Source organism: Sphingomonas sp. NIC1, assembly GCF_001638925.1.
GTDB lineage: Bacteria > Pseudomonadota > Alphaproteobacteria > Sphingomonadales > Sphingomonadaceae > Sphingomonas > Sphingomonas aquatilis.
Window position 1 is genome coordinate 515,001 of sequence record NZ_CP015521.1, and the last position, 11,846, is coordinate 526,846.

Annotated in this window: 11 protein-coding genes and 2 tRNA genes (1 of these 13 only partly in view); 6 read left to right on the forward strand and 7 right to left on the reverse strand. The window is 67.3% G+C overall.

Features of this window, described 5'->3' with window-relative positions; all coding sequences use genetic code 11:
- Positions 1-242, reverse strand: the 5' end (the start) of a protein-coding gene (locus tag A7E77_RS02570; protein ID WP_063685682.1) for an HpcH/HpaI aldolase/citrate lyase family protein. It extends 610 nt beyond the left edge of the window; only the first 242 of its 852 coding nucleotides appear in the window; the start codon lies at positions 240-242; the stop codon falls past the left edge of the window.
- Between the two features lie 60 nt (positions 243-302).
- Between A7E77_RS02570 and A7E77_RS02575 the strand changes: the two genes are divergently transcribed.
- The gene (locus tag A7E77_RS02575) at positions 303-1,484 is read left to right on the forward strand and encodes an NAD(P)/FAD-dependent oxidoreductase (protein ID WP_063689665.1); all 1,182 of its coding nucleotides are present in this window, start codon (positions 303-305) and stop codon (positions 1,482-1,484) included.
- Positions 1,485-1,597: 113 nt separating this feature from the next.
- Here A7E77_RS02575 and A7E77_RS02580 read toward each other — a convergent pair whose 3' ends face one another.
- Together A7E77_RS02580 and A7E77_RS02585 are read right to left on the reverse strand one after the other, a co-directional pair.
- A complete protein-coding gene (locus A7E77_RS02580; RefSeq protein ID WP_063685684.1) occupies positions 1,598-2,836 on the reverse strand; it encodes an arsenic transporter in 1,239 nt (412 codons plus the stop codon).
- Positions 2,833-4,128 (reverse strand): MFS transporter, encoded by a 1,296-nt coding sequence (locus tag A7E77_RS02585; protein WP_226341823.1) that lies wholly within the window; start codon positions 4,126-4,128, stop codon positions 2,833-2,835. The genes A7E77_RS02580 and A7E77_RS02585 overlap by 4 nt, the downstream gene beginning before the upstream one ends.
- Before the next feature lie 407 nt (positions 4,129-4,535).
- Here A7E77_RS02585 and A7E77_RS02590 point away from each other — a divergent pair, with 407 nt between their 5' ends.
- The 3 genes from A7E77_RS02590 to A7E77_RS02600 all read left to right on the forward strand — a co-directional run bounded on the left by A7E77_RS02590 (position 4,536) and on the right by A7E77_RS02600 (position 7,284).
- Complete coding sequence (locus tag A7E77_RS02590; protein WP_063685686.1) at positions 4,536-6,272, forward strand: DEAD/DEAH box helicase; 1,737 nt, start codon at positions 4,536-4,538, stop codon at positions 6,270-6,272.
- 12 nt (positions 6,273-6,284) lie between these two features.
- The gene (locus tag A7E77_RS02595; RefSeq protein WP_063685688.1) at positions 6,285-6,752 is read left to right on the forward strand and encodes a YaiI/YqxD family protein; all 468 of its coding nucleotides are present in this window, start codon (positions 6,285-6,287) and stop codon (positions 6,750-6,752) included.
- 73 nt (positions 6,753-6,825) lie between these two features.
- Positions 6,826-7,284 carry a hypothetical protein gene (locus tag A7E77_RS02600; RefSeq protein ID WP_226341824.1) on the forward strand — a complete coding sequence of 153 codons (459 nt, stop codon included), beginning with the start codon at positions 6,826-6,828 and terminating at the stop codon, positions 7,282-7,284.
- A 407-nt stretch (positions 7,285-7,691) separates the two neighbouring features.
- On the opposite strand, the gene lepA is transcribed toward A7E77_RS02600, so the two are convergent.
- From lepA to pnuC, 3 genes are read right to left on the reverse strand one after another with little or no spacing between them, the layout of a single operon-like run.
- Entirely contained in the window at positions 7,692-9,503 is a 1,812-nt protein-coding gene (gene lepA / locus A7E77_RS02605; RefSeq protein WP_017979455.1) for a translation elongation factor 4, read from the reverse strand.
- Between the two features lie 33 nt (positions 9,504-9,536).
- On the reverse strand, positions 9,537-10,061 hold the full coding sequence (locus A7E77_RS02610; protein WP_063685690.1) for an AAA family ATPase: 525 nt from the start codon (positions 10,059-10,061) through the stop codon (positions 9,537-9,539).
- Complete coding sequence (gene pnuC / locus A7E77_RS02615) at positions 10,058-10,630, reverse strand: nicotinamide riboside transporter PnuC (protein WP_078462202.1); 573 nt, start codon at positions 10,628-10,630, stop codon at positions 10,058-10,060. Before pnuC ends, A7E77_RS02610 begins: the two co-directional genes overlap by 4 nt.
- Before the next feature lie 140 nt (positions 10,631-10,770).
- Between pnuC and A7E77_RS02620 the strand changes: the two genes are divergently transcribed.
- Together A7E77_RS02620 and A7E77_RS02625 are read left to right on the forward strand one after the other, a co-directional pair.
- Positions 10,771-10,847 (forward strand) — tRNA-Pro (locus A7E77_RS02620).
- A gap of 60 nt (positions 10,848-10,907) precedes the next feature.
- Positions 10,908-10,984 (forward strand) — tRNA-Arg (locus A7E77_RS02625).
- A 46-nt stretch (positions 10,985-11,030) separates the two neighbouring features.
- On the opposite strand, the gene A7E77_RS02630 is transcribed toward A7E77_RS02625, so the two are convergent.
- On the reverse strand, positions 11,031-11,840 hold the full coding sequence (locus A7E77_RS02630; RefSeq protein ID WP_063685694.1) for a shikimate 5-dehydrogenase: 810 nt from the start codon (positions 11,838-11,840) through the stop codon (positions 11,031-11,033).
- Positions 11,841-11,846 lie beyond the last annotated feature (6 nt).

Consider the following 11,846-nt stretch of genomic DNA (forward strand, 5'->3'; position numbering starts at 1 on the left):
CCGCGCGCCGCCGCAAGATCGGCGTCGAGGTCCCCGCTCCCCAGCGGATTGACGCGGACGAACCGAATCACGTCCGCCGGTTCCGCCAGATAGCGCGCCACCGCCTCGCGCGCCGCCGCCTTTGCCGCTATTGCAACCGAATCCTCCAGGTCGAGGATGATCGCATCCGCGCCGCTGGCCGCCGCCTTGGCGAATCGCTCCGGTCGGTCGCCGGGTACGAACAGCAGGGATCTCAGTCGCATCGCTCTCTCCTTGGATGCGCCGTGCTAGCCGACGCCGCCGCCAGCGGCTACCGGCGCCGCATGACGAGCCCCGATACCTATGATGCGATCGTCCTCGGCGCCGGCGCCGCCGGACTGATGTGCGCCGCGGTCGCCGGACAACGCGGCCGCCGGATATTGCTGGTCGACCACAATGACGCAGTCGGCGCCAAAATCCTGATCTCGGGCGGCGGGCGCAGCAACTTCACCAATATCCACACGGCGCCCGACCGCTATCTGTCCGCCAACCCCCATTTCGCCAAATCGGCGCTGGGCCGCTACACGGCGGCAGACTTCGTAGCCCTCGTCGATCGCTATGGAATCGCCTGGCACGAAAAGACGCTCGGCCAATTGTTCTGCGACGGATCGGCGAAGCAGATCGTCGCGATGTTGCGCGACGAATGCGCGGCGGGCGGCGTGGACTATGCCCTGTCGTCGCCGATCGGCGCGGTCGATCACGATGGTCAAGCGTACCGCGTCACCCTGCCCCGCCGCACCGTGACCGCGCCGAAGCTGGTCATCGCCACCGGTGGTCCTTCCATCCCCAAATTGGGCGCGACCGGATTCGCCTATGATCTCGCCCGCCGATTCGGGTTGAAGGTGGTCGAGCCCCGGCCGGCGCTGGTGCCGCTGACGCTGGGCGGCGAGGAGGCGTTGTTCGCCACGCTGTCCGGCGTCGCGTCGGAAGTGGTCGCCAGCGCCGGCAAGGCGCGATTCCGCGAGGCTGCCCTCTTCACCCACCGCGGCCTGTCGGGTCCCGCCATCCTGCAGGTGTCGAGCTATTGGCGCCCCCGCGAATCGATCGGCATCGACTTCGTGCCCGATACCGCGCCCGGCTGGCTGATCGAGGCGAAGCGCCAGCAGCCCCGCACCACCTTGCGCCGCGCGCTGGCCGCGCATCTGCCAGACCGGCTCGCCGAGGCACTGGCCGAGCGAATCGGCGTGAGCACGGAACTCGCCAACACGCCGGACCGGCGGCTGGACGAGGCGGCGCGGCGCCTTGCCGACTGGCGTTTCGCGCCCAACGGCAGCGAAGGCTTTGCCAAAGCGGAGGTCACCGTGGGCGGTATCAGCACCGCCGATCTATCGTCGCAAACGCTTGAGGCGCGCCGGGTGCCGGGCCTTCACGCGATCGGCGAGGCGGTGGACGTGACCGGGTGGCTGGGCGGCTACAACTTCCAATGGGCGTGGGCGAGTGGTTGGGCTGCGGCGCAGGCGCTCTAGAGTTTGCCTCGTTCCTAGAAGCGTCACCCCATTGACGGCTCGGGCCTTTGGCGGCCTATAGCGCCCGCCCGGACCGAAGAACCTAACGGCCGATTCGACACGGGCGAATCACGTCAACCGAGCAACACCCGCACGCCGATCGCCAGAATCAGCGCGGGCACCGTGGTCACCACACCGACGCGCAGAAACTGGAAGAAGCTGACGTCCTCGCCTTCGCGACGAATTGCGATCAGCCACAGGATCGTCGCAAGACTGCCGGTGATCGACAGATTCGGGCCGAGGTCCACGCCGATCAGCAGCGCATCGACGATGAGCTTGGGGGGGTGCGCCGCCGCGATCGTCTGCGCGGCGATCAGCCCGGCGGGCAGATTGTTGATCGCATTGCTACCGACCGCGAGCAGGCCGCCTGCCGCCGCAGCGGTCGCGCGCAGGTCGGTCGCAGCGCCGTGCATCAACTGGGTGGCGAGCCACTGGATAAGCCCCGTTTCCGCCAGCGCCTCGACCATCACGAACAGCCCGGCGACCAGCAGCAACACCGACCAGGACACGCGCCGCAGCAAGGGCAGCGGCGTCTCGCCGGCCCGTGCCTGCACCGCGATCGCGGTGGCGAGGCCCGCGCCGAAGGTCGGCCAGCCCAGATCCCAGCCGACCGCCGACGCGATCGTCAGCAGGGTCGCCGTCGCACCGATCCCGATCAGCGCCAGCCGGCCACCGGTCGACAGGCTCACCCCTTCGCCTTGCGCCGCCGTACCGCTCAGCGCATCGCGGAACAGAAAGCGCAGACCCGCATAGGTCGCCACCAACGCCAACACCGACGGCAGCGCAAACGCGCCGAGCCACGCGCCCAGTCGCGGCAGGTCGCTGGCGTAGAGCACCAGATTGGCGGGGTTGGAGATCGGCAGCACGAAACTCGCCGCATTGGCGACCAGTGCGCAGGCGAACAGCAGTGGCAGCGGCTTCACCTCCGCCTGTCGCGCCACGGCATAGACCGCCGGGGTCAGCACCACTGCGGTCGCGTCGTTCGACAGGAAGGTCGTCACGACCACCCCGGTCAGGAATACCAATGTGAACAGGCGCGTGGCCGATCCGTTTGCGCGCGCCGCTGCAAGATTGGCGACCCAGTCGAACACGCCCTGTTCGCGCGCCGCCTCGGACAGCAGCATCATGCCGATCAGGAACAGATAGACGTCGCTGCCCTTCAGCACCGCGCCCCACGCCGCCCCGGGCGCGATCAACCCGGTGACCAGCAGCAGCAACGCGCCGCCGACCGCCCAGATCGCCTCCGGCCAACGGAACGGGCGCGCGATCACACCTGCGGTGGCGCCTGCACAGATGGCGACCGTCGCGATCATGCGGCGTGCCCCTTCGCCTTGGGCGCGGGATGCTTCGGCTTTGTCTCGGGCATCGCCATCGCATAGAGCGCGAGGCCGACCGCCGCTGTCGCTGCCAACGTCAGGAAGCTTACGGCATAGCCTGCCCCGACGATGATCGTGCCCGCCAGCGTCGCGCTCAGCGCCGCGCCCAGCCCTTGAGCCGTCGCGACCGCGCCTTGCGCGACGTTGAAGCGGCCCGAACCCTTCGTCAGGTCGGCAATCACCACTGGGAACAATGCGCCGAAGATACCGGCTCCCACTCCGTCGAGCGCCTGCACGCCGACCAGCCACCAGGCGTCGTTCGACAGCGTATACAGCGCACCGCGTGCCGCCAGCACGCCGAACGCGACAAGGAACAGCGGCTTGCGCCCCCAGCTATCGACGTTGCGGCCGACGATGACGGCGACCGGCACCATCACCAATTGCGCTGCGACGATACAGGCGGCGGTCAGCGAGGTCGCCGAATCCTTGCCTACCGTCTTGGCGAGCAGCTGGCTGACCGACGTCAGCATCGCCGCATTGGCCAGGTGGAACAGGAACGCGATGGCGGCGAACAGCAGCAGCGGCCGGTTCTCGACCAGCACGCGCCAACCGCCGGGCTGGTCGCAGGTCTCGTCCGGTTCACAATCGAGGCCGCGCGCCACCGCATTGTCGATATCGCCGTTGCGAATCCGCAGCGCTGCGGCGACGCTTGCCACCGTCAGCGCGCCCATCAACCAGAAGACGACGACCGGGCCGAACTTCCACGCCAGTGCTCCGGCCAGCGCGGCGGATACGGCGTTGCCGGCATGATTGAACGCCTCGTTGCGCCCGACGCGCTTCGAAAACAGCTTGGGGCCGAACAGGCCCAGTGTGATCGCGCTGATCGCCGGGGCGAACACCGCCCCCGCCACCGCCGCGAGCGACTGGGTCGCGGTGACCATCGCGAAACCGTGGACGAAGGGCAGCGATACGCTGGTCAGCGTCACCAGCAAGGCCGCGACGATGACGATCGCCGGTTTGTTACGGCTGCGATCGATCAGGCCGCCTGCCGGCGTCTGCGATACCAGCCCGACGATGCCCGCGATGGTCAGCACCATGCCGACGGTCGCCTCGTTCCAGCCATGCGCCGGCCCGCGTACCGCGAGCAGATAGATGGCGAGATACGGGCCCAGCCCATCGCGCACATCCGCCAGGAAAAAGTTCAGCGCATCCAGCGTGCGCCCGGCGCCATGCGGTCCACCGCGATCTCGGGGTGCGTGCCGTGGGGCCGGGGGAGCCAGTGTCGCCATGCAGTCGTCCTCACCGCGATGGTCGGCGCCGCGGCGGCCCCGTTCCAATCCGTCGCCGCCCAACGGCAGGCGCCGGGGTTTGATCCCGCATCGGACTAATAAATGTTACGGAATGTTGCCCCGCACGTGTAGCGCCACCCTCCGATTTTGCCCGAGTTGCGCAGCGGCGCGGTTTGGCGTAGGGAGCCCGCGCGGCCTCGCTCGGCCTCGGCTTCGCGGATTTGGCGCGCAGGCAGGGTCTCTTGGGGTTACGGCCACGGCCATGATGCGTACGCGATAAGCGCCACATTACCCGTATTGCCGCCCGCATTGGCCCGCGATTTCCATCGCGATTTTGTTGACCTGCTGCGCTCCAGCCCTGCCCTGTCGGCATGGGCTTCGGGGCCCGCTTTTATTTTAGGTTTCCCATGCCCTTTTCCTCCCTGCCCCCGCTTCTTGCTGAAGCGCTCGTCGCCCGTGGCTATGAAGCGCCCACTGCCGTCCAGGCCGCGGTGATCGAACCCGAAGCCGCCGGCCGCGACCTCGTCGTCTCCGCCCAGACCGGTTCGGGCAAGACGGTCGCCTTCGGCCTTGCCATGGCGGGCGAACTGCTCGTCGACGGCACGCTGCCGCCGCCGGGCCTCCCCCTCGCGCTGATCATCGCGCCGACCCGTGAGTTGGCGTTGCAGGTCAGCCGCGAACTGATGTGGCTCTACAAGGAAGCGCATGCGCGCATCGCGACCTGCGTCGGCGGCATGGACGCCAGCAAGGAGCGTCGCTCGCTCAGCCACGGCGCGCATATCGTCGTCGGCACGCCGGGCCGCCTGCGCGATCACCTCGAGCGCGGCGCGCTCGACCTGTCCGCGCTGCGCGTCGCCGTGCTCGACGAGGCGGACGAGATGCTCGACATGGGCTTCCGGGAAGACCTCGAGCAGATCCTCGATTCGTCGCCGTCCGAACGCCGCACGCTGATGTTCTCGGCGACCATGCCCAAGCCGATTGTCGCGCTCGCCAAGCGCTACCAGAATGACGCGCTGCGCATCTCGACCGTCGGTGAGACGCGTGGCCACGGCGACATCCAATATCAGGCGGTCACCGTTGCGCCCGCCGATATCGAACATGCCGTCATCAACCTGCTCCGCTTCCACGAAGCGGAGACGGCGATCCTGTTCTGCGCCACCCGCGACAACGTCCGCCACCTCCACGCCAGCCTCGTCGAGCGCGGCTTCGCGGCGGTCGCGCTGTCGGGCGAACACAGCCAGAATGAGCGCAACCAGGCGTTGCAGGCACTGCGCGATCGCCGCGCCCGCGTCTGCGTCGCGACCGACGTCGCTGCGCGCGGCATCGATCTGCCCAGCCTGACGCTCGTGATCCACGTCGAAATGCCGCGCGACGCCGAAACGCTGCAGCACCGCTCGGGCCGCACCGGTCGTGCGGGCAAGAAGGGCACCGCGGTGCTCATCGTCCCCTACCCGCGCCGCCGCCGCGTCGACATGATGCTGAAGCAGGCCAAGATCGCCTGCGACTGGATCCCCGCCCCCAGCGCCGACGACATCCGCAAACAGGATCGGGAGCGCCTGATCGCGACGCTGCTCGAGCCGATCGAGTTCGACGACGAGGATCGCGAGCTGGCGCAGCGCCTGATTGCCGAAAAGTCGCCCGAGGATATCGCCGCCGCACTCGTCCACGCGCACCGCGCCGCGATGCCGCAGGCGGAAGACCTGCTCGATTCGGCAGCGCCGCAGCAGAGCGAGCGTCAGCAGGGTCCCCGCCCCGGCTTCGAGGATACCGTCTGGTTCCGCATGGACATCGGCCGCCGCCAGAACGCCGACCCGCGCTGGCTGTTGCCGCTGATCTGCCGCCGCGGCCATATCACCAAGGCGGAAATCGGCGCGATCCGCATCAACCCGAAGGAAACGCTGTTCGAAGTGCCGCGCACCGTCGCCGACCGCGTACTCGCCAGCGTACAGCGCACCGCCAACCCGGAAAGCGACGAAGGCAGCCTGCAGATCGTCCCCTTCGCCGGCAATCCGCGCGCCGAGGGCGGTCATGGCGGCGGTCCGCGTGGTCCGCGCGCGCCGCGTGACAATGCTGGTCGCCCGCGTACCGGTGGCGCGCCCGCGCGGCATCAGGCCAAGCCGTATCGCAAGGGCCCCCGCGGTTAAGGCGCGCAGACGATGACATCCGATCCGGCACCAGGCGTCCGCATCCTCGTCGATGCGGACGCCTGTCCGGTAAAGGACGAAATCTACAAAGTCGCGTGGCGCCGGGAGGTGCCCGTGACGCTGGTCAGCAACGCGCCCTTCCGTATCCCTCAGCACCCGCTCATCACGCGCGTCGTGGTAAGCGACGGCTTTGACGCCGCCGATGACTGGATCGCGGAACGCGCCGATGCTGCGGCACTGGTGATCACTGCGGACATTTTGCTGGCCGATCGCTGCCTGAAGGCAGGCGCGTCCGTGCTCGCGCCTACTGGCAAGCCTTTCACGACCGCGTCGATCGGTGGCGCGATCGCGACGCGGGCGATCATGGCAGACCTGCGCGCGGGCGGCGAGCAATTGGGCGGCCCCAAACCCTTTGCCGCTGCCGACCGCAGCCGCTTTCTGCAGACCCTCGACACGCTGCTGGCCAAGCTGCAACGCTGACGCCGACACTGGGTTCGGAACCGGACCTGTCGTTCACCGATTATCGCGGACAGTCCAACAAGGAGCATTCTCCATGTTTCGTCCGTTACTTATTGGTGCCGCCTTGGTGATCGCCGCCCCGGCCATCGCGCAGACCCAGAGCACCAATCCCGCCGATCAGCCCAGCACGCCGCTGCCCTATGATCCGGGTCACGACAGCAACACCCCACGCAGCAACGCAATCGCCGCCGAAAGCGCGCCGGGCGTCGCCGCCGCCAATCGCGACGTCGCGGCACAGGCGCGGATGGACGGCCATGCCGTGACCGCGGTCAACGCCGCCAACGACGCGCGCTATCAGGCCGACGTCGCCGCCTACCGCGCCGCGATGCGTGCCCGTCGTCAGACGATCGTCGCGAATGCCGCGCTTCAGGCAGACCGCGAGCGTGCTTATGCGATGGCGATGGCCGACTGGCGCGCGCAGGTCGACGCCTGCGAACGCGGCAAGACCCGCGCCTGCAACCTGCCGAGCCCGGATCCCCAGAATTATATGTAAGGCTGCGCGCCCGAGGCTAAGCGGCGCAGCCGCTTAGACGAGGATCAGCGCCAGCCCGGCCGACGACCGGGCGAGTTCACTCTCGCCCGTGTCGATCGACGGCACGGCTTCGCCGCGGCGGTGGCGCGCTGAAGACCAACTTCGGCCCCATCAAACCCGTCACCCCGGACTTGTTCCGGGGTCCACCAGGCGACCAGGGGACGTCCGGAGGCTCAAAGCGGAAGCCTCGCCGCAGAGTGGACTCCGGAACACGTCCGGAGTGACTAAGAAAAAAGATACACCGAAACACGCCACGCCGCGGCGAAGCCGCGTCGTCGATCGACACGCGCGACGACAGGGTCGCGCGGTCGTCGGCCGGGCTGGCGCTGGTCCTCGGCTAAGCTTTGCTTAGCCTCGGGCGCTCAGCCTCAGCCTTCATCCCCCATCCGCAACGCCGCAATGAACGCCTCCTGCGGAATGCTCACCGAGCCATATTCGCGCATCCGGGCCTTGCCCTTCTTCTGCTTGTCCAGCAGCTTGCGCTTACGCGTCGCGTCGCCGCCATAGCATTTCGCGGTCACGTCCTTGCGCATCGCGCTGATCGTCTCGCGCGCGATGACCTTGCCACCGATCGCCGCCTGGATCGGGATCTTGAACATGTGCCTCGGGATCAGCTCCTTCAGCCGCTCGACCATCCCACGCCCGCGCACTTCGGCGGTGCCGCGGTGGACGATCATGCTCAGTGCGTCGACCGGCTCCTCGTTCACGAGAATGCTCATCTTGACGAGGTCGCCCTCGCGATAGCCGATCTGGTGATAGTCAAAGCTGGCATAGCCCTTCGACAGCGACTTCAGGCGATCGTAGAAGTCGAACACCACTTCGTTGAGCGGCAGTTCGTACGTCGCCTGGGCGCGGCCCGAGACATAGGTCAGATTCTTCTGGATACCGCGGCGGTCCTGGCACAGCTTCAGGATGCTGCCGAGATATTCGTCGGGAACGTAGATCGTCGCCTCGATCCACGGTTCGCTGATGCTCTCGATCTTGTTGGGATCGGGCATGTCGGCGGGGTTGTGCAGATCGATCTGGCCGCCACCGTGCGTCAGGTCGATCTGATAGACCACCGACGGCGCGGTCGTAATCAGGTCGAGGTCGTATTCGCGGGTCAGCCGCTCCTGGATGATTTCCAGGTGCAGCAGGCCGAGGAAGCCACAGCGGAAGCCGAAGCCCAGCGCCGCACTCGTCTCCATCTCGAAGCTGAAGCTCGCATCGTTCAGCCGCAACTTGCTGATCGATTCGCGCAGCTTCTCGAAGTCATTGGCATCGACCGGGAACAGGCCGCAGAACACCACCGGCTGCACTTCCTTGAACCCCGGCAGCGGCTCGGCTGCGGGCTTCTTGGCGTCGGTCAGCGTGTCGCCGACGCGCGCCTGCGCGACGTCCTTGATCTGCGCGGTGATGAAGCCGATCTCGCCCGGCCCCAAATCGGTCAGCTGCTCGATCTTCGGCCGGAAGCAGCCGACGCGGTCGACGAGATGCGTCGTGCCCGCCTGCATGAAGGCGACCTGCTGCCCCTTCTTCAGCGTGCCGTCGATCACGCGGACGAGGATAACGACGCCCAGATACGGATCGTACCACGAATCGACCAGCATCGCCTTGAGCGGCGCGGTCGCATCGCCCTTGGGCGGCGGAATTTTGGTGACGATCGCGTCGAGGATGTCGTCGATGCCGATCCCCGACTTGGCGCTGGCCAGCACTGCTTCCGACGCATCGAGGCCGATGACATCCTCGATCTCCTTGCGCACCTTCTCGGGCTCGGCGGCAGGCAGGTCGATCTTGTTGATGACCGGCACGATCTCATGGTCATGCTCGATCGACTGATAGACGTTGGCCAGCGTCTGCGCCTCGACGCCCTGCGCCGCGTCCACGACCAGCAGCGCGCCCTCACACGCCGCCAGCGACCGCGACACTTCGTACGCGAAGTCGACGTGGCCGGGCGTGTCCATCAGGTTCAGCGTATAGGTGACGCCGTCCTTCGCGGGATACGACAGGCGCACCGTCTGCGCCTTGATGGTGATGCCGCGTTCCTTCTCGATGTCCATGTTGTCGAGCACCTGGCTCGACATCTCGCGGTCGGTCAGGCCGCCGGTGCGCTGGATCAGGCGGTCGGCAAGTGTCGACTTGCCATGGTCGATATGGGCGATGATCGAAAAGTTACGGATCTGCGAAAGCGGGGTCGTCATGCGCCGCCCCTAGCAGGGGAGGACGGCTTTGCGCTAGTCGCGGCTCAGCGCCTCAATCGCGTGCATTGCGTTGATGTAACGCGTCGAGCCCTGCCCGCTTACCAGCGCCCAGCGCACGCCGCGTTCCTCCAAGATCTTGCGGCTGAGATCGAAGAAACGCTGGCGTTGCGCGGGGCTGCCGAACATCCGCGTGCCATCGTCGACCCACGGCAGATCGATATCGAACAGCAGGTAGATGTCCGCCGTATTGGTCCAGGTTGCGAACCAGGGATCGCGGCGGCCGAACATCATGTCCGCCCAGACCGCCGTCATCAGCGGATCGGTGTCCAGGATCACGGGATAGCTGCGTTCTGACAGCGCCCCGCGGGTCTTGCCGTCATGGCCCTTCGCGATCTCGACCAGATCGGCCATCGTCAGGTCGGTGCCGAACGCCTCGCAATAGGTGCGCCCGAACTCGGCGACATGCGGCACGCCACCGAAATGCTGGACGAGCCGCGGGATCATCGCCGACTTGCCGGTGCTCTCCGGCCCGTGCAGGCAGATCGTTCGCGGCGTCATGCCGCCACCGCCAGCTGGCGTCGCGTCGCCGCGCGCTGCCAGTCGACGTAGCCGTAGACCGCCAGCGCGAGCAGCACACCGTACACCCCAGCGGTAAACCACAGCCCCTTTGCGGCGTAGAGCGGCACGCTCGCCACATCGACCGCAATCCACACCCACCAGCTTTCGATGCGGCGACGCGCCTGCAACAGCTGGGCTGCCACCGACGCGATGGCGATCGCGCCGTCCCACCAGGGATAGGAGGCATCGGTGTAACGATGCATCAGCGCGCTCCAGATCGCCCAGGCGGCGATACCGCCCGCCAACCAGCGCGTCCGCCCCCGCGAATCGAGCGTGTCGACCACCACCTCGCCCGCCGCATGCCGACTGCGCGACCAGTTCGCCCAGCCGTACAGATTCGCCGCGAAGAAAAAGCCCTGGAGCAGCGCGTCGCTATACAGCCGCGCCTCGAAGAACACGCTGGCGTAGATCGCCACCGCCACCAGCGCGACCGGATAGTTCCACAGGCTGCGACCTGCGACGAGCGCCACGTTCAGGATTACCAGCGCCGCAGCAAGGGCTTCGATCATATTCACGCGCCACCTGCTACGGCGAACACGCATGATTTCGCAAGAGAGTGCATCGGGCGCTTGCATCCCGTTTCGGGCGTGGCTATAGGCGCGCCTCCAAGCACGGTCGGGTCGCCGAAAACGACCCGGACGGACTCCGTCGGGGAGTAGCTCAGCCTGGTAGAGCACTGTCTTCGGGAGGCAGGGGCCGGAGGTTCGAATCCTCTCTTCCCGACCATATCTTGCTGCGGGTCCCACCCGCAGCGCCAATACCCGCCGTGGCTTCTGCCATGGCCAAGCGCCCGTAGCTCAGCTGGATAGAGCATCAGACTACGAATCTGAGGGTCGGACGTTCGAATCGTTCCGGGCGCGCCATTTCCCAAACATCTATGAATGTGGCTCGGCGTCTCGCTGATCCGGCTCAGCCGCGCGCGAACGCGGCGGCCTCGGCGACCTGTGCATCGGTCGGCGTCACACCCGTGTACAGGATGAACTGCTGCAAGGCCTGTAACGTCGCCACCTCGGTGCCGGTGATGCAGCGCTTGCCCGCCTCGCGCGCCGCGCGGAGGAAAGGCGTTTCGGGCGGATATTGCACGACGTCGAACGCGATCGTGCAGTCCGCGATCATCTCGACCGGAAAGGCGAGCGCGTCGGCATCGGCACCCGTCATACCGAGCGGCGTCACGTTGATCAGCAGCGCCGCATCCTCAGCCAGCTCCGGCGCCCAGCGATAGCCGTACAGCGTCGCGAGCGGCTCGCCCGCCGCCCGGTTGCGCGCGACGATCGTGCCGTCGGCAAAACCGCTGTCGCGCAGTGCGGCGGCGACCGCCTTGGCCATGCCGCCCGATCCACGCAGCACGAATCGCGTGGCAGGGTCGACGTCGCGCAGCAGATCCACCACCGCGCCGTAATCCGTATTGTGGCCGGTCAGCACGCCATCGTCGTTGACGATCGTGTTGACGCTGTCGATCGCGGCAGCGGAGGGCGCGAGGCCGTCGAGCAGCGCAATCACCGACTCCTTGAACGGCATCGAGATCGCGCAGCCGCGGATGTTCAGCGCCCGAATGCCGCCGACTGCCGCGGGCAGGTCGGTGGTCGAGAAGGATTTGTAGACGAAGTCCAGCCCCGTCAGCTCGTACAGTCGGTTATGGAAGCGCGAGCCGAAATTGCCGGGACGCGCCGACAGGGACATGCACAGCCGCGTGTCGCGGCCGATGGGGGGCTTGGTCATGCCTCC